Raw genomic sequence first — 24,206 nt, forward strand, 5'->3', positions numbered from 1 at the left:
ATAGGAACGGTCCCCTGGACTGTCAACGGGGGGCGGCGGCGTGAACACGGACGATGGAGGTCAGAGGTATGGCGGTACACACGGCGCTACCCCTTGAGGCATTCGAGCGGGTCGCGGAGGCATTCGGGCTCGGAGCTGTGCGTGAGGTGACGCCCATTCCCCAAGGCTCCATCAACACCAACCACCGCGTGGAGACGCAGAGCGGGCGCTACTTCGTGCGCCACTCCACGGTGCGCTCCGCGGACGATTTGCGCTTCGAATCCGCGCTGCTCGCGCACCTGGCCGCGTACCACTTCCCCGGGCCCGTGCAGCTGACGACGCGTGACGGCGCGACCTTCCTGGAGCTGGAGGGCGGCCGCGTCAGCGTCTTCCGCTGGCTGCCGGGCGAGGAGTTGCGCCACCCGGCCCTCACCGCTGACCACCTGGAGCAGCTGGGCGCGGAGCTGGGCAAGCTGCACCGCGACACGCAGTCCTTCTCCGGTTCGCGGGAGAATCCCTACGGACCGGAGACGGTGAGCGGCTGGCTGGAGGCGCTGGCGGCGCACCCGGACGCGGAGCTGGCGGCCGTGGCGCGTGAGCTGCAACGCGACTTGGAGACGTCGCGCACGGTGCGGCAGGGGCTGGAGCCTCGCGGCGTCATCCACGCGGACCTCTTCATGGACAACGTGAAGTGGCTGGGGGACCGCGTGGGCGCCTTCTTCGACTTCGAGATGGCGTGCCGGGAGGACTACGGCCTGGACGTGGCCATCACCCTCAATGCCTGGTGCTTCGACGGCGGGCAGTACCTGCCGGAGCTGTGCCGGGCCTTCATTCGCGGCTACGTGGACGTCCGGCCGCTGTCCGCCGTGGAGCGCACGAACCTCTTCGGCCATGCGCTCTACGGGGCGGTGCGCTTCACGGCGAGCCGCATCCGCGACTACCACCTGTCCCCGCTGCCTGCGGACAAGCTGGTGCGCAAGGACTACCGCACCTACCTCAACCGGGCCCGGGCATTGAATGCCATGGGGCCCGAGGGCTTCGCCGCGCTGTTGGGCCTGTGAGGGCCCGACGGCGTCAGATGCCGGTGATGATCTTCCAGGTGCCGTCTTCCTTGCGGAACACCATCTGCTCCAGCTCGGACTCCTTCATGGGGCGCGAGTGGAGCGTCGGCATCCGCCAGGAGGCGTTCCAGTAGTAAATGGCGGCGGCCACGCCTTCGCCCACCTGGATGCGGCGGACACTCAGCTCGATGCGAGGGCCCTGGATGCGGGGGAACACCCGCTCCAGGTAGGGCACCAGGGTCTGCGCCGTCAGGTCGTCGCTGGGGTCGCTCGGCGTGCCGCCGTCATCCGTGAACGAAGGCGAGATGAGCGCCTGGATGGCCTGGGCGTCCCGGGCCTCCAGCGCGGTGCGGTACTGCTCCATGACCGCGAGGATGGCGCGCGTGTCGGAGTTGTCGACGATGTCCGTGCCGGGGATGCGCTTCGGGGCGCACGCGGCCAGCAGGGACAGGACGCTGAAGGCGAGGAAGCGTTTGAGCATGGCGGGGCCTTATTGGGACAACCCAACGGAAGTCAACCCATTCCCAGGCCCCGCCGGGGGCGGGTGGACGACTAACCGGGGCGGATGACCTCGGCGATGAACCGGTTGAGCACCGGCACCTCGTTGTCGAGAATCTTCAGGCCCTCCGCCTGGATGACCTTCTCCGCGATGAGCCCCAGCGGCTTGAGGAGGAAGGGCAGCTTGAGGGAGATTTCACCGTCCATCACCCGCTCCGTCTGGCCACCGCCCACGTCGCGGAAGCGCATGGTGCCGGTGTTCACCAGCATCTTGGAGATCTTGTTCGAGGTGGGGATGTTCTCGAACGTCAGCTCCTTGCGGCGCTTGTCATAGGTGGACGTCTCGATGAACGCGAACCACTCCGGGGGCACCGTCTTGGGGCCAATCTTCTCGATGACGGGCTTGGGGCGGTAGCGCACGCGGCGGCGCACCACGTCTCCGTCCGGCTTCACCTCCAGGGGCTGCAGCTCCAGCAGCACGCCGTGGTGCTTGAGGAGGAACTCGAAGTACCGCTCGTCGAGGAGCGCGCGCTCCACCTCATCCACCGTCCCCTGAATCCGATGCCGCGACTCGAAACGCATCCACGTCCTCCTTGCCAGGCTGGCACGTCACCGCTGTCTGGCTGCCTGCCTAGCCGAAAAGCGTGGCTAGCGGAAAGCCTGTCGTGGCACCAGCAGTCCGCGGAAGGTCTTCTCCTCGAAGTCGCAGCGCTCCCGCCACTCGTCCGCGGAGGCCCGGAAGGCGGCGCCAAAGTCCGGTAGTGCACCGACCTCGTGCCGCACCGCGCCGCAGTCTCCTGACAGGTAGGCGGACTCCACCCGCATGCGGAGGGCCTCGCGGCGGAGCGCTTCCGGCAGGCCTTCCGCCGCCAGGGCCTGTTGCAGGTAGCCCGTGGCCAGCACGGGCGAGCCCACCTGCTGCAACCGGCGCCCCATGAGGTAGTTGAGGAACGGGTCCGTGGGCACTGCGGCCAGGGCGCGCGCGAGGAGCAACAGGCGGACCTCGTCCTGGCCGGCCCGGAAGTACGCGTCGATGGGGGCCTGGCGCGCGGCGTCCTCCATGGCGGCGAGCTTCACCTGGGCGGTGCGCGTCAGCTCCGGCCCGGCGTCCTTCGACAGCACGGTGTCGAGGAAGCGGCGGGCCTCGCCGGGCTGCTCGCGGCGCAGCGCGACGTCCGCCCGCGCCATGGCGACCTCCGCTTCCAGCACGGCCTGGCCCTTCATGCGCTCGCCCACCGCGGCGAGCACGGCGTCCGCGTCCGCGTATCGCTCCAGTTGGGACAGGGCGACGGCCTCACCGATGCGGAAGCTGGGCTCTTCGGGCTGGAGCTCGGCGGCGCGGCGGTAGCGCTCCAGCGCGTCCTCGGGGTCGCTCGCCAGCGCCTGCCGGGCGGAGTCCGACAGCCGCGCCACCTCGCGGGCGCAGGCGCGGGTGAAGAGGCTGCCGGTGCGGAAGCGCGCGAAGGCCCGCGCCACAGAGGCTTCGTCCAGGGGGAGCGCGTCCACGTACTGCTCCCACTCGGTGACGAGCTCTCCCAGGGGACGTCCGTACGCGGCGTCGAAGTCCGCATGGGCATACACGGCCCGCAGCCGGTCCGCGCCATAGGTGTCCGCCAGGTAGCGCAGGAACGAGCCCGCCACCGTGTACGCGCGCGCGGGTGCCGACTGGTAGAAGCCCTTCGGCCCCATCAGCTTGCGCATGTCCGGGGCCAGCTTCTGCCGCCGCATGCCCGCCGCCCACTGGTGCAGCGTGAGGTCGCCCTGTACCGGGCCGTCCGCGGCGACGGCGAAGCCCTCGATGACGCCCATCAACGGCCAGACGCCCAGCCGGGTGGTGACGCGGAAGGGGCCACTGCCCGCGGGGGCTGCCATGACGTGCGCCAGCTCATGGTGGAGCACGGAGTGAGGGAAGGGCCGGTCCTGGATGTGCAGTTCGTGGCGCCAGGGCTTGGCGAACTGGGTGCGGCCGGCGCCCACCAGGCGCTGCTTCTCATGCTCGTCGCGGTAGAGCCAGACGTGGATGGGCTCGGTGGGGGCCACGCCCAGGAAGTGCCGCGTCTGGGCCCAGCGGAACTCCAAATCCCGCGCGAAGCGGTCCACGTCCTCGCGCGGCTTGCCTCGCCAGTAGTGGAAGACGAAGTGCTCCGTCTCCCGCAGGCCGCCGAGCTCCCGGGTGAGCCACGCGTCCGTCATCCGCAGGCCCAGGGCGGGGCCGCGCGCCTCCATGAAGGCGATGGCGGCCAGGGGCAGCACCAGGGCGGCCAGGGTTGCGCGGCGGAGGCCGGTCCGGCGAAGGCGCCCGGTGCCCAGGTCCAGCAGGGCGCAGGTGAGCCCCGCGAGCACGGTGACCCACAGCAGCGTCTCCAGGCGGAACCAGCCGAGCGCGGCGGAGACACCCAGGGCCTCGTCGTAGAGGGGCCCGGGCATGTGTCCCAGGAAGTGGTTGAACGCGAACACCTGGGGCCCGGCGACGATGGGCCACGCGGTGGGCACCGCGGATACGAGGACGAGGAGCGCGTACAGCCCCACGGCCCGGCGGGGGCGCTCGGCTGAGAAGCCGCACAGCACGCCCGCGGAGGCGGCCAGCGCCGCCGAAGGGAGGGTGAGCATCGGATAGAAGCCCACCAGTGCGAACGGGTCACACGCGGTGCGCAACCAGGCGAACAGGGTGGCCACCAGGAAGGGGGGCACCAGGACGCCGACGTTGAGGAGCAGGGCGGCGCCCAGGGCCCGGGCCACCGCGCCGCCGGGCGTCTGTGGCCGGAGGGCGCCCGGTGGGGTCGGTGCGGTGCCCAGCAGGATGCGACGCTCCTGGGCGGCCGCGGCGATGCCCATCCCCCCTCCGAGCAGGCCGACGGCGATGGAGAGGGCCAGGCTCAGCTCGAAGCCCGGGACGCCGAAGAGGGGGAGCAGGACGAGCGCCGAGCCCCCGCCCGCGAGCAGGAGGACGGTGGCCAGGACGGCGGGGCGACGCAACAGGCCAGAGGCGCGGGTGAGGACTTGCCGCATGGCCTCTCCTATACTCCCGGCCAGCATGTCCGAACAGAAGACAGGTCCAGAGCACCGCCAGAACGGGCGCGCGCCCATCGAGCTGAAGGTCGACTACAAGAAGCTCAACTCGTTCTTCGCGGACTACACGAAGAACATCAGCAAGGGTGGCACGTTCATCAAGACGAAGAAGCCGCTGCCCATCGGCACGCGCTTCCTCTTCAAGCTGACGGTGCCACACCGGGAGGCCCCCTTCGAGCTGCTGGGCGAGGTCGTCTGGTCCAAAGCGGACGCGGACGAGCCCGGCATGGGCATCCGCTTCATCTACAGCAGCGAAGCGCAGCGGGTGGAGTTCGAGACGGTGGTGGAAGGGTTGATGTCCGACAGCCTCGGCGGCGAGCTGACGGAGAAGCTGCTCAACAAGCCGCTGCACTCGCACTCATGAAGCACGGCCTTCGGTGGATGGTGGTGGCGGTGCCGTTGCTGGCATCGGCCTGCCAGCAGGAGGCGCAGGGCAGCGCGCCCCGTGCCACGCCGAAGGCCGCCGAGCCCCGTCCGCGCGTCACCGACGTCACCGCCGAGGACTACGTCATGCAGCCGCTTCCGCGAGGACATGTGCGGCTGGAGGATGCCTTCGGCGGGGCGCACCGGGTGGAGGTGGAGATCGCCGCGACGGCGGGCACACGTGCCCGGGGCATGATGTGGCGCAAGGAGCTGGCGGAGGGCAAGGGCATGCTCTTCCTCTTCCCGCACGAAGAGGTCCAGGGGTTCTGGATGCGCAACACGCTCATCTCGCTGGACATGATCTTCATCACTTCGGACCTGCGCATCGCGGGCATCGTGTCGCGCGCGGTGCCTCGCTCACTGGAGTCCCGCTCCGTGGGCGTGCCCAGCCAGTACGTGCTGGAGGTGCCCGGTGGCTGGACGGAGAAGGTCGGCATCCGCAAGGGCAGCGCCGTCCGCTTCGAGGGCGTGGCGGGCTTGGACATCGCGCCCTGAGGAACGTTCATGACCTCCACGCCTACGGAAGTGCCGGCGTGGCATGACGGACCTGAGTGCGACGCGCTGGACGCGACGCTGCGGAAGGCCTCGGAAGGCCGTCCCGAGCACATGCCCGCCGCATGTCCACTCTGCGAGCACGCGCCGGTCCAGGCCTGTTTCCATGCGCGGCCCGGTGGTCGTCTGGGAGGTTCCTGGGGGGCAGCGCGTGTCGGGCTTTCTCTCACGGGACAAGCTGAGCCCCGGCGTGGTGGGCGAATCTCGATGAGATTGAGGCGACGCTGCTGACCGCGGGACCCTGCGTGTTGGAGTCGCTGGCGTCGCGCATCGGTGCCCATTGGAACGCGCTACAGAAGGCCAGGCTTCGGGGCTGAGTGAGCCCTGCCTCATTTCGGCGGGGTGCGTTTCATGGCCTCCTGCCAGGCGCGTTCGAATTCCTCAGATGGGATTTCGGACTCCTCGCCCAGGTCGAGAACCTCGAACGGTTGATCCGCAAGGTGTTCGAGGTGTTTCTCGTCGCCCCAGAGCCACGTTTCTCCGTAGATTTCAATCTGCCGGCTCGGCCAGTCCCCCGTGATCTCCATGTAGCAGATGCCTTCTCCGTACTCGGATTCTGCATCTCGCTTGAAGTACCGCTTCGTGCTCAAGGGTGCTCCTGTCCGCAGGCAGAGGGGGCGCGCCTGGGTTTGGCAAGCGCTGTTCAGTATCACTAAGTAACGTTGTCGGCAGCACGGGGAGAGGCCGGTCCGCCATTCATGGGCGTCTGGAATGTGCTCAAGGCAGTGGGGGGCTTCCGCAAGGGGCAGGATTGAATTCCAAGCCATGTGGAGAAGGGCGGAGCATCGGCGCTCCTTGACACCATTGCAGTCAGAGCATTCAGCGCCATGTCGGAACTGCGCTGACGGCCGTTCAACCCAGGAGGCTTGTCTGCGGATGATTCGACGTATCGGTCGGATGGCGCTGGTGGCGGGACTTCTGACGGGCTGTGGCGGCGTGGAGCAGGAGGACGCCGAGCTGTCCCTCGACACTCAGGAGGAAGCGCTCGCCGGGTGTGCCCTGCAGTTCTGGTACGAGTTCTACCAGGACAGCGGCCATACGCAGCTCGTCGGGCAGTCGGGCTGCACCTGCGGCGGTCCGCGCGTGAACTGGGGCAACAAGTCGGACTATCGCGTCGTGCGCATCGCGCCGCAGCCGTGCCCGTAATCAGGCCGGCGTGTGCCGCTCCAGCAGCTCCGTGACGCGGCGAATGAGCTGCTGCATGGTGACGGTGCCCAGGAACCGCTTCTGGGCATCCGTGACAGCCACCGGGTCATAGAGCGCCTCGGGCGCGCGTTCCATGGCCAGCCGCGCCAGGGTGGTGAGCGCCATCCGGTCCTCGACGATGAGCGGCGCCACCTGCGCCGCGCCCTTCGTGGCCGTCACGCGCCGCAACACCAGCGCCTCCAGCCGCTCGCCATGCAGCACGGCGACGTGGTCCACGTCGGCCTTCTGCTGGAAGAACCGCTCCAGTTCCTCTGTCGGCACGGGCCGCTCCACGCAGACGCGGCGGATGACGATGCTGCCCACCGTGTCGTCGTCCTCGTCCTCGCGGAAGTCGAGCGCGCGCATGGCTTCATGCCGCCGCGCCTCGAACTCAACGCTGGGGAGCACGGGCACGGGCGCGGGGCGGGCCACCAGGTAGCCCTGCGCGTGCCGGATGCCCAGCCGCAGCAGTACGGCCAGCTCGTCCCAGGTCTCCACACCTTCGGCAATCAGCGTCGCGTTGACGCTGGCCGCGAAGGCCACCAGCGACTTCACCAGGTGCTGCTGATAGCTGTGCCGGTGGATGTCCCGCACCAGCGCCTGGTCCAGCTTGATGAACTGCGGCGCGCTGTTCACCAGCGTCACCAACCCGGAGTGCCCCGCGCCGAAGTCATCCAACGCGATGCCGAAGCCCAGCGCCGAACACTGTCGCGTCAGCCGCTGCAGCAACGCGTTGTCCTCGAAGGCCGCCTTCTCCGTGATTTCGAGCACCAGGTTCTTCGGATTCAGTCCGTAGCGCGCGAGCAGCTCCTCCGTGGAGCCATCCCCGAAGCGCGGGTCGCTCAGCACATCCGGGCTGACGTTGAAGAAGAAGGGCGCGCTGCGTTGCGCCTCCGGCAGCGTGGAGATGCAGCGCAGCGCGGACGTCCAGCACGCGCGCTCCAGCTCCCACGTGTAGCCTTCCAATCGCGCTTGCGTGAAGAGCACGTGCGGCTCGCGGAACTCGCCCGGTCCCCGCGAGAGCACTTCGTGCCCGATGACCTCACCACGCAGCAAGTCCACGATGGGCTGAAACACCGAGGTGACGCTCGGCTCGTCACCTTTCCACAGCCAGGCGGGGGCTGGTGCGGAGGAGAGGGGCAGGCTCATGTGTGGAAATTGTAGCCGAACCCACCGCAGGCTCCATGCCCTCCCGGAAAGAAGGTGCAGGGCCGTATGTCACGGCGTGGCAATTCGCCAGGACCGGAACCCGTCGCTCAGGACTCGCGGACCCTCGGCTGCTCGCCTGCTGGGCCAGCCGCGAGGCTTTCCTCCCCCTCCGCCTGTCTGGCTTCCAACGAAGGCGAGTGCATGGAAGCCCCTTGAATCATTGAAGATACGTCCTCCATGGCTTGGGCCTCCTCCCACTGAAGGGAGGAGAGGGTGCGGAAGCGGCGCGCCAGGGCGGACAGCTCCGCGGCCTTGAGCTGGGCCTGTCCGCTGCGGAGGGACAACAGGGCCACGCGGGCCCGTTCCAGTTGGGCCACCTCCACCCTCAGGCGGGCGAGGATGCGCTCGCGCCGGTGTTTCAGGGCGCCCAGCCGCTCCACCTCCTCGCCCAGGGAGGCCGCGGCCAGTTCGAGCTGGCGCCGGGCGACGGCATCCGTGCTGGCGCGGGCGCTGCGCTCCAAATCGTCGCGCTCGGCCTGGAGGTCCGCTTGCGCGCGCTCCTCGATTTGGGCCTCCACGCCCGCCCATTCGGACGCGAGCTCCGCCGCGTCGCGCGTCATCTTCCCCAGGGTGCGCGCCAGCTCCTCGCGCGCGGGCTCACGCGGGAGCCTCGCCAGGGACTGGCCACATTGCCGATACAGGTTCAGCGCCCGTTCGGTCAGCGCATGGAAGTCACCGGCGAGCTGCGGCAGCAGTGCCTCCACGCGCGCCTCCACCGGGTCGGCGGACAGCGCGAGGTGCGCGGCCACCGCGCTCAGTCCCACGAAGAGGCCCAGGATGCCGCCCGCCGCGCCCGCGCCCAACAGCGCCGGCGCGGCCAGGTCCGCCAGTCGCGCGGAGAAGACGCGGGACACCTCCATGCCGCCCAGCGTCAATCCCGCGCACAGCGCCGCGCCCAGTCCGAAGTGGAAGAGGGTGGGGCGGGCTTCCGCCACCTGGCCATTCTCCCCGCGCTCACTGAGCCGCGAGCGCACCAGCAGCGCCCCCGCCGCCGCCGCGCTGAACGCCACCGTCCAGCCAGGGGCCATGCCCAGGGCATAGGGCAGCGCGGTGAGGAGCACCCCCAGGCCCCCGAGCAGCACGCGGTCCCACTTGTCGCCTCGTGCACACCCGAGCACGACGGCGGCGGGGACGAGCCACGCCAACGGCAGGGGCACCCCGACGCGTGTCATGGCCAGATGCAACACGCCGGCCCCGGCACCCGCCGTGAGCGCGCGCGTCACGGTCTGCTCGAAGGCCTCGCGATGATGGAGTTGCAATAGAGTGGCGTTCATCGACTCCCCACGGATGTAGGCCGGGCAGGAACTGTTCCTTTCACGCATGGGTGGCGAAAAAGGTCTGCCGATGAAGAGCCCCGTCGTTCCCGAGACGATGCGCGCGCTGGTCCTCACCGCCTATGACGGACGGCCGGAGTCCCTGCGCGTGGAATCCCGGCGGGTGCCTCGGCCCACCACGGGCCAGGTCCTGGTGCGCGTGGCGGCGGCGCCCATCAACCCGGCGGACCTGATGTTCATGCGTGGGCAGTACGGCATCCGCAAGCCGCTGCCCGTGGTGCCGGGCCTGGAGGCCAGCGGGACGGTGGTGGCCTCGGGCGGCGTCGCGGGCCGGCTCCTGGTGGGGCGCCGCGTGGCATGTGTGGCGCCCGGCGAAGGGGACGGCTTGTGGGCGGAGTACGCGGCGGTGCCCCTGGGCCAGTGCCTGCCGCTGCGGGGCCAGGTCTCCGACGAGCAGGGCGCCAGCCTCTTCATCAATCCCTTCACCGCGTGGGTGTTGATGGAGCGCGCGAAGGAGGGTGGCCACGCCGCGCTGGCCCAGACGGCCGCCGCGGGCACCATGGGACGGATGCTGCTGGCGCTCGCGAAGCGCCGGGGCGTGGCCATGGTGAACGTGGTGCGGCGCCCGGAGCAGGTGGCCCTGCTTCATGACCTGGGCGCGGAGCACGTGCTGAGCACCCACGAGCCCGAGTTCGAGGAGCGGCTGCTCCGCCTGTGTCACGAGCTGAAGGTGTTGCTCGCCTTCGACCCGGTGGGCGGACGGCTCACCGGGCAGCTGCTCCACGCGCTGCCGGAGGGCGGCACCGTCATCGTATATGGCTCGCTCTCCGAACAGGAGTGCCGAATCGCGCCCGGGGACCTCATCTTCGGGCGCAAGCGGGTGGAGGGCTTCTGGCTGTCGGAGTGGCACCGGCAAGGCTTCGGCGCCGCGCAAATCAAGGCGCTGATGGGCGTGCCGTCGCTGGTGGGGCAGACGCTGGAGACGCCCGTGCGCGCCCGGCTCCCGCTGGAGTCGGCGGGCGAGGCGGTGCGCATCGCCTCGGCGGACATGACGTCCGGCAAGGTGCTCTTCGTTCCCGAGCAGGGACAGTCACCGGCCGAATCACCGTGAGCCGGACTCAGGCCTTGTCGCGGGAGATGGGGCCTGTCTTCGCCTTCGTCACGCGCAGGTAGTCCGCGGGGGCGAGCACGAGCTGCGTGCCACGCACGCCCGCGGACACCGCGATGGCGTCGAACAGCTCCATCGTCTCGTCGACGTACACGGGATAGTCCTTCTTGCCGCCGATGGCCGTGCAGCCGCCCCGGATGAATCCGGTGAGCGGCTGGAGTTCCTTGAGCGGCACAGTGTCCACCTTGCGGTCTCCGCTGAGCCGGGCCAGCGCCTTCAGGTCCAGCTCCGCGTTGCCGGGCACCACCGCCATCAGCACGCCGGTGCGGTCGCCGCGCGCCACCAGCGTCTTGAAGACCTGCTCGGCGGGCATGCCCACCTTGGCCGCCACCGACTCCGCGGACAAATCCTCCGGGTCCACGTCGTAGTCGCGCAGCGCGTACTTCACGCCGAGCGAGTCCAGGAGTCGGGCGGCGTTCGTCTTCACGGCCTCACATCCCCAGCGCGGTGGCGGCGGCCTGCACGCGGGCGAGCGCGTCCTCGGGCGAGCTGCCCACCGCGGACAGGTGCCCCATCTTCCGGCCCTTGCGCGCCTCCCGCTTGCCGTACAGGTGCAAGCGGACGCCGGGCATGGCCAGCACCTGCTGGAAGCGAGGGCCACCGTCCTTCAGCCACAGGTCCCCGAGCAGGTTGACGATGGCCGCTGGACGCACCACCTCCACGGAGCCCAGCGGCAGGTTGCACACCGCGCGCACCGCCTGCTCGAACTGCGAGGTGAGGCACGCCACCTCGGTGGAGTGGAAGCTGTTGTGCGGGCGCGGCGCCAGCTCGTTGACGAGCACGCTGCCGTCCTTCAGCAGGAACAGCTCGATGACGAGCAGGCCTTCGACCTGGAGCGACTCGGTGATGCCGCGCGCCAGCTCCGTGGCCTTGTTCAGCACCGCGGGCGGCAGCGGCCCCGGCAGCAGCGACCACGCGAGGATGCGCTCCTCGTGGTGATTGAAGGCCGGCGGATACACCGCCACTTCCCCATTGGGGCTGCGGGCCACCAGCACGGACAGCTCGGACTGGAGCGCCAGCGCGGCCTCCACCACCACGGAGCGCTCACCCAGCTCGCGCCACGCCTGGGCGGCCTCGTTCGCGGAAGTCACCTCCACCTGCCCGCGCCCGTCGTAGCCGCCCTCGCTGGACTTCACGAAGCAGCGTCCGCCCAGCACCTGGATGGCCTCGGCCAGCTCCGCGGCGGAGTGCGCCTCGCGCCACGGGCCCAGGGGAAAACCACCCTTGGCGAGCCAGCCCTTCTGCCGTCCCCGGTGCTGAATCACGCGGAGCACGTCCGCGCCCGGGCGCATGGGGGTGTGCCGCGCCACCGCTTCCAGCGTGGCGAGGGGAATCTTCTCGATTTCGAGCGTCACGGTGTCGCACGCGCGCGCCAGCGTCTCCGCGGCCGCCGTGTCACCGAAGGACGCGGTGACACATCGGTCCACCACGGAGTGGGCCGGGCAGTCCGCGTCCGGGTCCAACGCCTGGACCTGGAAGCCGAGCGTGCGCGCGGCCAGGGCCATCATCCGCCCCAGCTGGCCGCCGCCGAGCATGCCAATCGTGCCGCCGGGCAGCACCACGCGGGGGCTCATGACAGCTCCCGGTGCGCCAGCACTTCGTCAGTACGCGCCTTGCGCCAGGCCGCGAGCCGCTCGCGCAGCTCCGGGTACTTGAGGCAGAGGATGGCCGCGGCGTGCAGGGCGGCGTTGGCGGCGCCCGGCTTGCCAATGGCCTGCGTTCCCACCGGCACGCCCTTGGGCATCTGGACGATGGACAGCAGCGCGTCCAGGCCGCTGAGCAGCGTGGTGGGCATGGGCACGCCGATGACGGGCAGCAGCGTCTTGCTCGACACCATGCCCGGCAGGTGCGCCGCGCCGCCCGCCGCGGCGATGATGACGGACAGCCCCCTCGTCTCTGCGGTGGACGCGTACTCCATCATCCAGTCCGGGGTGCGGTGGGCGGACACCACGCGCACCTCGTGCGGGATGCCCAGTTCCTTGAGGATGTCGACCGCGGGCTGCAGGTGCTCCAGGTCGCTCTTACCGCCCATGATGACCCCGACCCACGGGGTGACCGTGCTCGCCATTGGTGTGCGCGCCTCCGTGCGCTGTCCCGCCGAAACCAGGAGGAACGCGGAGATAGGGCGGGGGGATTCCGCGGGTCAACACGGAAAGGCGAAGGTGACGAGGATGACACGCCGGCCTTCCCGCATTCCCGGCGCGCGCCCGCACGCAGGGTGGGGCAGGGGGATGAGCCCCTGCCCGCCACCCAGGACGGCTAGGCCGCGGAGACGTTGCGGTCGCTGCCCTCGCGGTAGAGGGCTTCGATGGCGTCGTTGTAGCGGGCCACGACGTTGCGGCGCTTCACGCTCATCTTGGGGGTGAGCATGTCGTTGGCGACGGTGAAGTCCTCGCTGACGAGCAGGAAGCGCTGCGGGCGCTCATAGCCCTTCACGTCGCGGGTGAACTCGTTCACCTGCTCACGGTAGAGCTGGAGCACCTCGGGACGCTTGAGCAGCTCCGGCATGGACGTCGTGTCCAGGCCCTTCTCCGTGGCCCACTTCTTCAGCGTGTCCACGTCCACGACGATGATGGCCACGTTGTACGGCTTGTTCATGCCGTGGACCAACGCGTTGGCGATGTAGGTGGAGAGCGCCAGCGACTGCTCGATGGGGCTGGGCACCACGTACTTGCCGTTCTCCAGCTTGTACTGCTCCTTGATGCGGCCGGTGATGTAGAGGTAGCCGTCCGGATCCAGGTAGCCCATGTCACCGGTGCGGAAGCCGCCGTTCCCAGTGAACACCTTCTCGTTCTCCTCGGGCTTGTTGTAGTAGCCCATCATCACGTTGTGCCCGTGGACGACGATTTCGCCCTGCGACGCCTCGCCGGTGGCCGCCGTGTCGATCTCCACGCGAACCCCGGGCAGCGCCTTGCCCACCGAGCCGATCTTCCGGTTGTTGGGGAAGTTGGCCGTGGCGATGGGCGACGTCTCCGTGAGGCCGTAGCCCTCGTAGACGGTGATGCCGAGGTTGTCGATGAACTCCGCCACCTCCTTGGAGATGGCCGACCCACCGGAGAAGGCGTACTTCAGCCGCCCGCCGAAGCGCGCGCGGACCTTGGAGAAGACCACCTTGTCGAAGAAGGCGTGCTGCAGGTCCAGCAGGCCGCTCGACTTGCCCGCCTCCGCGAGCGCGCGCCGCTGGGCCGCCACCGCGAGGCCGCGGTGGAACATGAACCGCGTCACCGCCTTCTCGCCGGCCATGCGCTTCTGCAGGCCGTCGTAGATGCGGTTGAAGATGCGCGGCACGCTGAACAGCAGCGTGGGCTTCACCTCGGAGAGGTTGTCGATGATCTTCTCCACCGCCTCCGCGATGGCCATGGAAGCGCCCATGGACAGCAGCGCGTGCAGCTCCACCGTCTGGCCGAAGACGTGCGCCCAGGGCAGGAAGGCCAGGGAGCGGTCCTCCGTCCCCATGGGAAACACTTCGTGCATCGCCGACACGTTGCGGGCGATGTTCGCGTGGCTGAGCATCACGCCCTTGGGCTGTCCCGTGGTGCCCGACGTGTAGATGAGGCCGGCCAGGTCCGTCGGCTTGGGGCTCACCAGGGGCGTGGGCGTCTCGGCGCCCCGCCGCAGCAGCGTCGCGAAGCTGTCCGTGTCGCTGGTGGTGCCGCTGAAGCGGATGATGTGCTCCAGGTGCGGCAACTCCGCGCGGACGGACTGGATGCGCTGCGCGATGTCATCCGTGGCACAGAAAACGACCTTGGCGCCGCTGTCGTTGAGGATGAACTGCAGTTCCTTCACCTGCTGCGATTCGTACATCGGGACGTAGGCGCCGCCGAGCGTGTATGTGGCGTACGCGCCCACCGCCCACTCCAGGCGGTTGTTGGAGATGACGGCCACGCGGTCGCCCGCGCCCACGCCCAGCTGAGCGAGCCCTCCTCGCAGGTCGTCGACCATCTCTCCGAAGCGGGAATAGGTCGTCCAGACCCACTGGCCGTTCTTCTTCTCTCCGAAGAGGTCGCGGCTGCCGAAGGTGGAGGTGCTGCGCTTGAAGATGTCGATGAGGGTCTGGAACTGCGGGAGCTGCATGAGGGGGGCTCCACTCGGAAACAGGTTGGTTTGAGGTGCCGCAGCTTAAGGCTGAACGCATCCTGTGTGGGCCCATTCCTGAAACTTCACGCCCCACCTGCACACAATCGTGAACACGACGCAGTGCGGCGGGGCGTCTGGGTGACGTACGGCGCGACTCTCAGTACGTGGAGCCGAGCTTGCCGAAGCTCTTGAGCGCCTTCACCTTGCTCTTCTTCACGAGCGAGCGCCGGGCCTCTTCGCCCTCCGCGCTGTCGTACTCGTCCATGACGGCCCGCTGTTCGGCCTGGTCCGCCGCCACCGCGGCGCTGCCGGACACCGCGCTGGCTTCGTCGAAGAGCGCCTGGTTGCGTTGCAGGTAGAGCTTCGCCTCGTCCTTGCGTCCCTCGCTCAGGGCCTCGGCCGCCTTCTGCATGTTGACGGCGCTGCGCGCCCGGGCGGCGTAGACGGTGGCCTCGCGGTCCTGGCGGGCGAGCACCTCTTCACGCCGGTTGGTCACCACCGCGGACAGCGAGGCTTCGTTGGCCACCTCCGCGTCGCGGATGAGGTCCGTGTACGCCAGCTTCAGGTCCACCACGCGCGCCGTCCGCCCCACCGTGTCCCCGGTGACGTTGAGTCGCACCACCACGCGCTCCAACTGGCCCGCGGAGAAGTCGGGCAGCGACACGTGCACCTGATTGCCGGACTGGCTGGCGCGGTAGCCCAGCACCTCGCCCAGTGACGTGCCGGGGGGCAGGGTGAAGGTCATCGTCACGCCGCGCGCCACCGTCGTCCCGGCCTGCTGCAAGTCCTTCTGGAAGAGGGTGGAGAGCTGGGCGGCGTCCTCCAGGAAGCCGTAGGCACCGGCGCCGTACTCGGCGAAGGCCTGCATCAGGTCCTCGTTGAAGTCGGTGCCCACGCCAATGGCGCTCAGGGTGAGGCCGGTGGCGCGCAGCTCCCGCGCCATCCGCGTCAGCTCCTCGTCGGCGGTGAGGCCCTCGGTGGGCTGGCCGTCGCTCATGAGGATGAGGCGGTTGACGCCGTACGTCCGCTGCGCGGTGGACAGCTGGTAGCGCCCGGCGGACAGGCCCGCGCCGATGTTGGTGCCGCCTTCGTCCCAGATGCCGTCCACGTACTGGAACATCCGCTCGCGGTTGGCGGCCGTGGCCTCCAGGGACGGCAGGCTCTTCACGTCCGAGCCGTAGTGGATGATGGCCAGCCGGTCCTGGTCATCCAGCAGCCCGATGAGGTGCCGCGCCGCCTGCTTGGCCTGGGCCAGCTTGTAGCCGCTCATGGAGCCCGAACGGTCGATGACGAGCGCCAGATTGACAGGGCTTCGCTGTGCTCCCGGCACCTGCGCGCCCGACAGGTCGAAGGTGGCGAACACCTCGGAGGTGCCCGCGGGGACGTACGGATGGGACAGCCGGCTCGTCAGCGTCAGCGAGCCCACCGTGGCGGGCACGACGGGCGGTGGCGGGACGGGCGGCGGTGGAGCGGGGTGGACGACGACGATCGGCTCCGGCGGGGGCGGGGTGCCCATCTGGGGCAGTCCCAGCACCAATGCGGTGAGCGCGAGACCGCCAGCCAGACTGAGGAAGACGACCGTACGGTTCATGAGGCAGGGCTCCTTGCGGAAACAGCGCGGGCCCTCCCTTTACGAACCAGTCGCGCGGAAAGGTCTACCCCTCCGCGCGAAAAGTGTCGGGTGGGTCAACCCGGGATGAGCGCGCCGGCGCAGAAGAAGGGCGAGTTGTTCTCGCCGAACGTCCGCCGGTAGAAGGCCTCATCCGCCGAGCGGAGTGCATCCAGCGTGTCCTGATCCAGCAGCATCGGGCGGCACGACATCCGGCCAGGCAGGTCCGGATTGACGTCGTCGGTGTCCGTCACGTCGCAGGACGAGCCGCCCTCGACGCAGGGCTTGCTGCAGTAGCCCATCGCCGGAGCATTCTCGTTCAGTGATCCATCCTCATTGAGGGCCCGAGGGTAGTCCTGGTCCCGAACGCAGATCAGATCCTCGCAGTTCACGGACCCGAACGAGATGAAGTCCTGCTGGCTAGCGATCTCCCGCTCCAGGATGGGCATGGTTGCGGAGTTGTTGTTGGCCGCCGACTCCTCGGGGGTCGCCTTGCGCACCAGCGTGCAGGGCTTGCCAATCTCGCTGGCCACCTCACAGCCACCCAACAGGAGCGCGGCGGACATCATGAGGGCGGTTCGCACGAACATCTTCATGGGAGCTCTGACCTCTACAAAGGGGGGATGGGGCACGGGACCTCGGGGCCCGCGAGCCTCGGGAGGGTAGCACAGCCCCCTGGAACACCAACGTCCCCGTACGGCGGTACGGCGGGTGGAATTGTGAAGGAATACCGGAGGGATAGGCGGTAACCTGGCTTGCTCAGCGCGGTTGATGGTTGGGAATACGACCGATAGGATGTGGAAGCCGAGAGTCGCGCTGAACCCCCGGTGGCAGTTACGCCCCCCTCCCTCACGGAGCCTCCGGATTTGAACCGCCCCAAGTTGCTGCTCGCCCTGTGTCTGGTGCCCGCACTGGCATCCGCCCAGAGCCAGGAAGGCATGGGACTCGACCTCACCGACGAGTCGCAGGCCGAGTCATCGCAGGATGCAGAATCACCCGCGCCTCCTCCGGTGGAGGAGGCCACACCGGCCGCGGCGTCCCGCCCCGCGGACGAGCCATTGGAAGCGGATCCGCAGTTGCCGCTGACGGACATCACCCAGGAAGACCGGGTGAAGAGCGTCCAGCGGAAGGTCTACCTCAAGAAGGGCCGCTTCGAGCTGACGCCACTGGTGAGCCTCTCGGTCAACGACCCCTTCTATTCGAAGGTGGGGTTGTCGGTCCGGGGCGCCTACTACCTGGCGGACACGCTGGCCATCTCCGCCCGGGCCTCGCTGATGCAGGTGGTGCCGTCGGATGACGTGCGCACCGCGAAGCGGACCTTCAACAGCAAAATCTACTACTCGGTGCCCCAGTGGTCCGCGATGGGCGACGTGGAGTGGAGCCCGATCTACGGAAAGGTGGCGTTCCTCAACTCCATCCTCCACTTCGACGGCTACCTGCTGGCCGGCGCGGGCGTGGTGAGGACGGAGACCTCGGCGCTGCAGGGGCGAGGCCTCAACCCGGCTGCGGACCTGGGCCTGGGCATGCGCTTCGTGGCTCAGGACTACATCGCCGTCAACGTGGCCCTCATCAACACCTCTTATGTGGATCAGCCCCTGGGTAGCAGCAAGGGCGCCGTCCAGAACGTCATGACGCTCAACGCAGGCATCTCGCTGTTCCTGCCGTTCAAGTCGACGGGGAGGGACTCGGAATGAAGCGCTTCTTCCGTGTGCTCCTCGCCCTCTGTCTGACGGCGCCCGTGCTGGGCTCCGCCCAGACCACCGAAGAGGCGGAAGCCGGCGACGTGTCGGAGGTCGACAAGGACCGGCTCGGGCCCCTGCGCGAGCGCGTCCGGCCGGTCTCCGGCCACGTCTTCCTCAAGAAGGGCCGCTTCGAGTTCAGCCCGTCCGCGACGCTGTCGCTGCGCGACGCGTTCTACAGCAAGTACATCTTCGGCGGCACGCTGACGTACCACCCCATGGAGACGTTGGGTGTCAGCCTGCGCGTGGGCTACGCCATCAACACGGTGGCCGGCGCGGCGCAGAAGTGCACGTTCGGGGACGGCGGCGAGGGCTCCTCGCGCGGCTGTGTGCCGCCCACGCTCAACGAACTGGACGGGAACGCGCCAGGGCAGATCAAGCTGCTGGGTGGCGCGGACGTCCAGTGGGCGCCCATCTACGGCAAGGTGTCGCTGCTGGCTGAGACCTTCGTCCACTTCGACCTGTACGGCATCGCGGGCGCCTCGGTGGTTCAGTACCGCGGCCCCGGTGACTCGCTGGGCGCGGAGGCGCAGAACTACCTCACGCCGGGTGCCAACCTGGGCGTGGGCGCGCGCTTCTTCCTCAACCGGTGGATCACGCTGCGCACGGAGCTGCGTGACCTCATCTACGTGGAGAAGGGCACCGAGGTCTCCGGCAACTACCTGCGCAACCAGCTCCTGTTCGAGCTGGGTGTCTCCTTCTTCTTCGGGTCCGAGTCATGATGCGCTCCTTCCGGCTCATCCGTGTCGCCGTCCTCGGGCTGTCGCTCGCGTGGACGGCCCCCATCTACGCGCAGAACTTCGAGGGCCTGGACCTCTCCGGCCAGTCCAAGAAGAAGAAGCGCACCACCCCCAAGAAGAAGAAGCCCACCCGCAAGAGCCGCGCCGACAAGGCGAAGTCCGTGCCGGTGCAGGACGAGGACGCGGACGACGATGACGCCGCGGCTTCCTCCAGCGAGGCGCCCACGAGCGTGTCTCCCGCGGAGACGGCACCCGCGGCGACCCATTCCACGCCCGCGCCCACCCCGGCTTCGCCTCCCGCGAACACCGGGAGCATGGGCATGGGCCTGGACCTGACGCAGGAGGCGCCCAAGCCGGCCGCGCCCACCATGTCCTTCGACGCGGTGGACGTCTCTGGCAAGACGGCGGACCGCCAGCGCCTGGACGTGGCCGTCAGCCTCTTCAAGAACGACGAGTACGAGAAGGCCTCCATGGCGGCGCACGAGCTGCTGGAGGACCCGAAGCTGGCGGGCCTGCACACCGAGGCGCGCTACGTGCTGGCCAAGTCGCTCTACCGCATGGGCATGTACCACTCGTCCCTGGGCGAGTTCTCCAAGATCCTCTCCCTGGGCCCGTCCACCAAGTTCTTCAAGACGAGCCTGGAGTGGCTCTTCTTCATCAGCCGCAAGACGAAGAACGAGACGGTCATCCTCGACGAGATTGCCCGCCACGCGAACCAGGAGTTCCCCGAGAAGTACCGCAACGAGTTCCGCTACCTGCTGGCGCGCTACCACTTCGTGCGTGGCCGCGCGCTGGACCAGGTGGGGCAGCCCGAGGAGGCGGACAAGAGCTTCTCGGAGGTGAAGCGGCTGGCGCTGACCATTCCGCGCACCGACGCGTTCTTCCCCCGCGCCAAGTACCTGGAGGGCCTGTCCTCCTTCCGCAACGGCAGCCGTCAGAAGGACGCGGCGTCCAAGCGCGCCAACGGGGAGATGCTGGCGGCTATCGAGGCGATGAAGGAAGTGGTCCGCCTCACGCGTCCGGCGCCGGGCAAGACGGCGGACCAGGCGAAGCTGGACAAGTCGCTGCGTGAGCTGGCCTTCATGCAGCTGGCCCGTACGCACTACGGCATGCAGCAGAACCGCTTCGCGCTCTTCTACCTGGGCAAGGTGGAGCGCGGGAACACCCAGTGGCTGGAGGCCCTCTTCGAGTCCAGCTGGGCCAACTACCGAGTGGGCCAGTACGAGCAGGCGCTGGGCAGCCTCATCACCCTGTCGTCGCCCTTCTTCCGCGAGGAGTACTTCCCGGAGGCGCTCATCCTGAAGGCGGTCATCTATTACGAGAACTGCCGCTACCGGGAGTCCAACATCATCCTCCAGGACTTCGAGCGCACCTACCTGCCCGTGCACGACCAGTTGGAGGCGCTGGTGAAGAAGAACATGGAGGCCAGCGAGTACTACTCGGTGCTGTCCGACGTGCAGAAGAAGAACAAGGACGGCCTGGAGAAGAACGAGACGGACGTCATCCTGGAGCGCATCCTCCGGCTGGCCCTGACGGACCAGGACCTGCGCAAGACGAACGACTCCATCCTCGAGCTGGAGGCGGAGATGGACGCCTTCGCGAACCGGGCGGACACCTTCAAGTACTCCGAGCTGAGCAAGTCCCTGCTGGAGGGGCTCAAGGTGCAGCGCACGGCGCTCATCTCCAAGGCCGGCACCATGGCCAAGGGCAAGCTGGAGACGGAGCTGGTGGCGCTCAAGCAGCTGCTGGCCAACGGCCTGCGCATCAAGTTCGAGACGACCACCAAGGAGAAGGAGTTCCTGGAGGAGCAGCTCAAGGCGGGCGGCCGCACGGCCATCGTCAAGAAGTACAAGTACTCCGTCGCCGTGCAGGACGACCAGCTCTACTGGCCGTACGAGGGCGAGTACTGGCGTGACGAGCTGGGCACCTACCAGTACACGATGACCAAGGGCTGCATCGAGCGCGACACCGCCAACCGGCGCGTCCAGTCCGCCGAGGCGATGTAAAGCCCCTCTGGCCGGGGACTTCTCCCCCATTCCAGCCGCCGGAGCGCTATCTTCGCGCTCCGGCGGTTTTCTTTTTTGCGCAAAGGGGCAACTGGTGGTGCGGCGGGCGGCGTCACTCCGTGTCGTCTTCGGAATCGTGGCGCTGGACCTCATCGGGTTCGGCATCCTGATTCCCCAGCTGGGGGTGTACGGCGTGCGGTTCGGCGCCTCTCCCTTCACGGTGGGGCTGCTCATCTCCGTCTTCTCGCTGATGCAGCTGGTGTCGGCCCCGGTGATGGGCCGGCTCAGCGACCGGTACGGCCGCCGGCCGGTGCTGCTGGTGAGTCAAGTGGGCTCGCTGCTGGCGTACCTACTGTTCGCCTTCGCGCAGTCGCTGCCGCTGCTCTTCCTGGCGCGTGTCATCGACGGCATCTCCGGTGGCAACATCTCCACCGCACAGGCCGTGGTGGCGGACATCACCACGCCGAAGGACAGGGCGCGGGGCATGGGAGTCATTGGCGCGGCCTTCGGGCTGGGCTTCGTGCTGGGACCGGCGCTGGGCGGCTTCCTGGGCGCCTGGGGCGGCAACCTCGCCATCGGTCTGTTCGCGGCGGGGCTGGTGGCCATCAACCTGACGGGCACGTACTTCTTCCTGCCGGAGACGCGGGTGGAGGGGCGCCCGGGGGAAGGGCACGCGCGCACGCTGACGGGCGCCACGCTGGCCATGAGCCTGCCCGTGGTGGGGCGCTGCCTGGTGCTGATGCTGGTGTTCACCACCGCCTTCGCGCAGATGGAAGGCACCTTCTCCGTCTACCTGCTGACGCGCTTCCTGTCGTCCGGGCCGGTGCCGCTCCAGGAAGGGGGGCTGTTCCTCCGGGCGGCGGTGACGGACCTGGACGTGCTGCGCGAGGCCAGCCTGCGCTCCGGGTGGCTCTTCGCGGCCATCGGGGTGATTTCCGCGGGCGTGCAGGGGGGCCTGGTGCGCCGGCTGACGGGTGGGCCCGGGAGCAGGCCGGGGCGCGAGGCGCTGCTGGCCACGGCGGGCTTCGGACTGACGGCGGTGGGACTGGGCCTGTTGCCCGTGGCGCCGGACTATGCGTGGCTGTTCCCGGTAATGGGGTTGTTGGCGGTAGGGTCGGCGCTGGTGACACCGTGTCTGTCCGCCCTGGTATCACTGCATGCCCCGCCAGAGCGGCTGGGGGCGGTGCTGGGGGCGTACCAGGCCTTCGGCTCGCTGGGGCGGATTCTGGGGCCGGCGCTGGGCGGCTGGCTCTTCACCCGGATGGGGCCCGCGGCCCCGTACGGGACGGCGGCGGGAATGGTGGCGTTGGCGGGGCTCCTGGGATTGTCCCTGGTGGCCCAGGCGAGAATGGCAGGCGCGGGGGCCGAGCAAAGGTCCTAAGATGGAGGACATGGTGGGGACGCAGCCGCAGCCAGTGACGATTGCCTTCGATGTCATGGGAACGGACCACGGCCCGGGCGAGGTGGTCCGGGGAGCGGCGATGCTGTCGCTCGAGTCCCCCCACATCCACACGCTCCTGGTGGGGGACCGCACCCTCATCGACGACGCGCTGGCGGAGACGAAGCACAACGGCGAGCGCATCTCCGTGCAGCACGCGGCGGACTTCATCGGCATGGACGAGAAGCCCGGCGAGGCGCTGGCGCGCAAGCCGAACGCGTCCGTGGCGGTGGCCGCGCGGCTGGTGGCGGAGGGCGAGGCGCAGGCGCTGGTGTCCGCGGGCAACACGGGCGCGGGCGTGCTGGCGTGTGCCCGGCACTTCCAGCTCATCCCCGGGGTGCGGCGCGCGGCGCTGGCCACGGTGTACCCGACGCGCTCGGTGCGCGGCGCGAAGGGCGACCCGTTCTCCCTCATCCTCGACGTGGGCGCCACGGTGGAGGCCACCGCGGATGACCTGGTGACGTTCGCGGTGATGGGCTCCGCCTACGCGCGCATCATCTCCCAGAACGAGCGCCCCAAGGTGGCGCTCCTGTCCAACGGCATTGAGCCGCAGAAGGGCCCGCCCCGCGTGGTGGAGGCCCATGCCCGCTTGTCGGAGATGAAGGACATCCACTTCATCGGCAACGTGGAGGGCATCGACATCCCGAAGGGCACCGCGGACGTCATCGTCACCGACGGCTTCGTGGGCAACGTCTGCCTGAAGATGCTGGAGGGCGTCCACGACACGGTGGTGGAGCTGGCCCAGTACGCCTACAAGGAGAGCCTGCGATGGCGCGCGGGGCTCGCGATGCTGTCCAGCGGCATCCAGCGCATCAAGGACATCACCGACTGGAACCAGTACGGCGGGGCCCCCATCCTGGGGTTCGATAAAATCTTCATCAAGGCACACGGGCGTTCGAAGTCGCGGGCCATCGCCAACGCGGGCAAGGTCGCGGCGAAGGTGGTGTCGAACAACCTGGGCGCCGCCATCCGGGAAGGCCTGAAGAAGTGAGCTTGCCGGACCGCATCGACCCGCGTCCGCCCCGGCGAATCTACCGCTGGGATTTGGACAAGACGTACCTCCAGACGGAGTTCGACTCGCTCCGTGACCTGGTGCGGACGGCGTTCCAGAAGGCCCACCAGAAGGTGGCCGTGCCGGGGGCCAGCGCGCTCATCCGCGAGCTGTCGGAGAACGGGGACTCGCGGCTGTGCATCGTCTCCGGCAGTCCGAAGCAGATGCGGGCCGTGCTGGAGGAGAAGCTCAAGCTGGACGGCGTGCGGTGGGACGAGTTCGTCCTCAAGGACAACGTGGGCAACCTGCTGCGCGGCCGCTTCCGGGCCCTGCGCGGGCAGGTGGGCTACAAGCTGCCCGCCATCCTGGAGAGCCGGGTGCACGCGCCGGTGGAGGCGGAGGAGGTCCTCTTCGGTGACGACGCGGAGGCGGACGCGTTCATCTATTCGCTCTTCGCGGACCTGGTGGCGGGCCGCGTGGACGAGCGCGTGCTGTCACAGGTGCTGGAGGCGGGCGGGGTGTACCCGGACGACGCGCTGCGGGTGCGCGAGGCGTGGAAGAAGATTCCCGTGGGCGACCCGGTGCGCCGCATCTTCATCCACCTGGACAAGCTGACGCCCCCCGCGCACTTCACGGCCTACGGGCCGCGCGTGGTGCCCATCTTCAACTACTTCCAGGCCGCGCTGGTGCTGCTGGCGGACGGCCACCTGACGGCGCCGCAGGTGCTGAAAATCGCCGTGGAGATGGTGCAGACGGCGGGCCACAACATCATCACCCTGTCCAACTCGTTCCAGGACCTGCTGCGGCGCGGGCTGCCGCTCCAGCAGGCGGCGGTGGCGCTGTCCCAGGCGCTGGAGGGGCCCAACAAGCTGCTCGCGGCGATGCGGCCCATGCCGGACATCCTGGCCGCCTTCAGCAAGCGTCTGGCCGCGCTGGGCACGCCGCCGCCACCCCCGCCTGTTCAGGCGGTGGACTACGTGTCCCTCATCCACCACGCGCTGCCCCGGAACCACAAGGGCCGCACCAAGCCGCAGTAGGGGAAGGCTGCCCGGCTGCCCCTCGGGTGGGCCGGCGTTCCCCGCGCGGGCCGTCCCCAGAACGTTTCCAGCGGACGTTGTGTTGATACAGGACACAGGCCCGCGGCCCCCACGCTTCGCGCGTGCCCTGTCCCCTGGTTGGGAGCAGGAA

At 69.0% G+C, this 24,206-nt stretch carries 23 protein-coding genes; 11 read left to right on the forward strand and 12 right to left on the reverse strand.

The features are described from left to right. The first annotated feature begins 68 nt into the window (after positions 1 to 68). Positions 69 to 1,040: a homoserine kinase gene (locus tag BHS09_RS12355; RefSeq protein WP_140797960.1), complete on the forward strand. Its 972-nt coding sequence runs from the start codon at positions 69 to 71 to the stop codon at positions 1,038 to 1,040. Positions 1,041 to 1,053: 13 nt separating this feature from the next. Here BHS09_RS12355 and BHS09_RS12360 read toward each other — a convergent pair whose 3' ends face one another. The 3 genes from BHS09_RS12360 to BHS09_RS12370 form a co-directional block, all read right to left on the reverse strand. Next, complete coding sequence (locus BHS09_RS12360) at positions 1,054 to 1,521, reverse strand: nuclear transport factor 2 family protein (protein WP_140797961.1); 468 nt, start codon at positions 1,519 to 1,521, stop codon at positions 1,054 to 1,056. A 71-nt stretch (positions 1,522 to 1,592) separates the two neighbouring features. Continuing rightward, positions 1,593 to 2,120 carry a hypothetical protein gene (locus BHS09_RS12365; protein ID WP_140789910.1) on the reverse strand — a complete coding sequence of 176 codons (528 nt, stop codon included), beginning with the start codon at positions 2,118 to 2,120 and terminating at the stop codon, positions 1,593 to 1,595. Between the two features lie 66 nt (positions 2,121 to 2,186). Continuing rightward, positions 2,187 to 4,547 (reverse strand): gluzincin family metallopeptidase, encoded by a 2,361-nt coding sequence (locus BHS09_RS12370; protein ID WP_174260527.1) that lies wholly within the window; start codon positions 4,545 to 4,547, stop codon positions 2,187 to 2,189. A 25-nt stretch (positions 4,548 to 4,572) separates the two neighbouring features. Between BHS09_RS12370 and plpQ the strand changes: the two genes are divergently transcribed. Together plpQ and BHS09_RS12380 are read left to right on the forward strand one after the other, a co-directional pair. Next, positions 4,573 to 4,971 (forward strand): motility regulator PlpA, encoded by a 399-nt coding sequence (gene plpQ / locus BHS09_RS12375; RefSeq protein ID WP_002639025.1) that lies wholly within the window; start codon positions 4,573 to 4,575, stop codon positions 4,969 to 4,971. Positions 4,972 to 4,988: 17 nt separating this feature from the next. Further along, positions 4,989 to 5,525 (forward strand): DUF192 domain-containing protein, encoded by a 537-nt coding sequence (locus tag BHS09_RS12380; protein ID WP_140800665.1) that lies wholly within the window; start codon positions 4,989 to 4,991, stop codon positions 5,523 to 5,525. Between the two features lie 386 nt (positions 5,526 to 5,911). Here the strand turns inward: BHS09_RS12380 and BHS09_RS12385 are convergent, their stop codons facing one another. After that, positions 5,912 to 6,172, reverse strand: a complete 261-nt coding sequence (locus BHS09_RS12385; protein ID WP_140797963.1) for a hypothetical protein — start codon at positions 6,170 to 6,172, stop codon at positions 5,912 to 5,914. A 286-nt stretch (positions 6,173 to 6,458) separates the two neighbouring features. Between BHS09_RS12385 and BHS09_RS12390 the strand changes: the two genes are divergently transcribed. After that, a complete protein-coding gene (locus tag BHS09_RS12390) occupies positions 6,459 to 6,728 on the forward strand; it encodes a DUF6289 family protein (protein ID WP_140797964.1) in 270 nt (89 codons plus the stop codon). On the opposite strand, the gene BHS09_RS12395 is transcribed toward BHS09_RS12390, so the two are convergent. Together BHS09_RS12395 and BHS09_RS12400 are read right to left on the reverse strand one after the other, a co-directional pair. After that, complete coding sequence (locus tag BHS09_RS12395) at positions 6,729 to 7,916, reverse strand: EAL domain-containing protein (protein WP_237078261.1); 1,188 nt, start codon at positions 7,914 to 7,916, stop codon at positions 6,729 to 6,731. Positions 7,917 to 8,023: 107 nt separating this feature from the next. Beyond that, positions 8,024 to 9,250 (reverse strand): coiled-coil domain-containing protein, encoded by a 1,227-nt coding sequence (locus BHS09_RS12400; RefSeq protein WP_237080336.1) that lies wholly within the window; start codon positions 9,248 to 9,250, stop codon positions 8,024 to 8,026. A 70-nt stretch (positions 9,251 to 9,320) separates the two neighbouring features. On the opposite strand from BHS09_RS12400, the gene BHS09_RS12405 reads away from it, so the two are divergent. Continuing rightward, complete coding sequence (locus tag BHS09_RS12405) at positions 9,321 to 10,361, forward strand: zinc-binding dehydrogenase (protein WP_237078263.1); 1,041 nt, start codon at positions 9,321 to 9,323, stop codon at positions 10,359 to 10,361. A gap of 7 nt (positions 10,362 to 10,368) precedes the next feature. Here BHS09_RS12405 and ybaK read toward each other — a convergent pair whose 3' ends face one another. From ybaK to cglC, 6 genes are all read right to left on the reverse strand, one after another. Beyond that, complete coding sequence (gene ybaK, locus BHS09_RS12410) at positions 10,369 to 10,845, reverse strand: Cys-tRNA(Pro) deacylase (RefSeq protein ID WP_140789918.1); 477 nt, start codon at positions 10,843 to 10,845, stop codon at positions 10,369 to 10,371. A gap of 4 nt (positions 10,846 to 10,849) precedes the next feature. Next, positions 10,850 to 11,992 (reverse strand): 5-(carboxyamino)imidazole ribonucleotide synthase, encoded by a 1,143-nt coding sequence (gene purK, locus BHS09_RS12415; RefSeq protein WP_140789919.1) that lies wholly within the window; start codon positions 11,990 to 11,992, stop codon positions 10,850 to 10,852. Next, a complete protein-coding gene (gene purE / locus BHS09_RS12420) occupies positions 11,989 to 12,486 on the reverse strand; it encodes a 5-(carboxyamino)imidazole ribonucleotide mutase (RefSeq protein ID WP_140789921.1) in 498 nt (165 codons plus the stop codon). The genes purK and purE overlap by 4 nt, the downstream gene beginning before the upstream one ends. A gap of 191 nt (positions 12,487 to 12,677) precedes the next feature. After that, a complete protein-coding gene (locus tag BHS09_RS12425) occupies positions 12,678 to 14,492 on the reverse strand; it encodes an AMP-dependent synthetase/ligase (protein WP_140789922.1) in 1,815 nt (604 codons plus the stop codon). Positions 14,493 to 14,652: 160 nt separating this feature from the next. Continuing rightward, on the reverse strand, positions 14,653 to 16,086 hold the full coding sequence (locus BHS09_RS12430) for a vWA domain-containing protein (RefSeq protein ID WP_140789923.1): 1,434 nt from the start codon (positions 16,084 to 16,086) through the stop codon (positions 14,653 to 14,655). 95 nt (positions 16,087 to 16,181) lie between these two features. Further along, positions 16,182 to 16,694, reverse strand: a complete 513-nt coding sequence (cglC, locus tag BHS09_RS12435; protein WP_237078422.1) for an adventurous gliding motility lipoprotein CglC — start codon at positions 16,692 to 16,694, stop codon at positions 16,182 to 16,184. 276 nt (positions 16,695 to 16,970) lie between these two features. Between cglC and BHS09_RS12440 the strand changes: the two genes are divergently transcribed. From BHS09_RS12440 to BHS09_RS12465, 6 genes are all read left to right on the forward strand, one after another. Next, positions 16,971 to 17,798, forward strand: coding sequence for an outer membrane beta-barrel domain-containing protein (locus BHS09_RS12440; protein ID WP_140789926.1), 828 nt, complete (start codon positions 16,971 to 16,973; stop codon positions 17,796 to 17,798). After that, positions 17,795 to 18,565 carry an outer membrane beta-barrel domain-containing protein gene (locus tag BHS09_RS12445; protein ID WP_140789928.1) on the forward strand — a complete coding sequence of 257 codons (771 nt, stop codon included), beginning with the start codon at positions 17,795 to 17,797 and terminating at the stop codon, positions 18,563 to 18,565. The genes BHS09_RS12440 and BHS09_RS12445 overlap by 4 nt, the downstream gene beginning before the upstream one ends. After that, positions 18,562 to 20,589, forward strand: coding sequence for an adventurous gliding motility protein GltC (gltC, locus tag BHS09_RS12450; protein ID WP_140789930.1), 2,028 nt, complete (start codon positions 18,562 to 18,564; stop codon positions 20,587 to 20,589). Before BHS09_RS12445 ends, gltC begins: the two co-directional genes overlap by 4 nt. Positions 20,590 to 20,683: 94 nt before the next feature. Continuing rightward, entirely contained in the window at positions 20,684 to 21,970 is a 1,287-nt protein-coding gene (locus tag BHS09_RS12455; RefSeq protein ID WP_140789932.1) for an MFS transporter, read from the forward strand. A 10-nt stretch (positions 21,971 to 21,980) separates the two neighbouring features. Then, positions 21,981 to 23,018 carry a phosphate acyltransferase PlsX gene (plsX, locus tag BHS09_RS12460; protein WP_140789934.1) on the forward strand — a complete coding sequence of 346 codons (1,038 nt, stop codon included), beginning with the start codon at positions 21,981 to 21,983 and terminating at the stop codon, positions 23,016 to 23,018. Continuing rightward, positions 23,015 to 24,055, forward strand: coding sequence for a phosphatase domain-containing protein (locus BHS09_RS12465; protein ID WP_140789936.1), 1,041 nt, complete (start codon positions 23,015 to 23,017; stop codon positions 24,053 to 24,055). The genes plsX and BHS09_RS12465 overlap by 4 nt, the downstream gene beginning before the upstream one ends. Positions 24,056 to 24,206: the final 151 nt, after the last annotated feature.

Origin of the sequence: Myxococcus xanthus, from assembly GCF_006402735.1 — a bacterium.
Lineage (GTDB): Bacteria > Myxococcota > Myxococcia > Myxococcales > Myxococcaceae > Myxococcus > Myxococcus xanthus_A.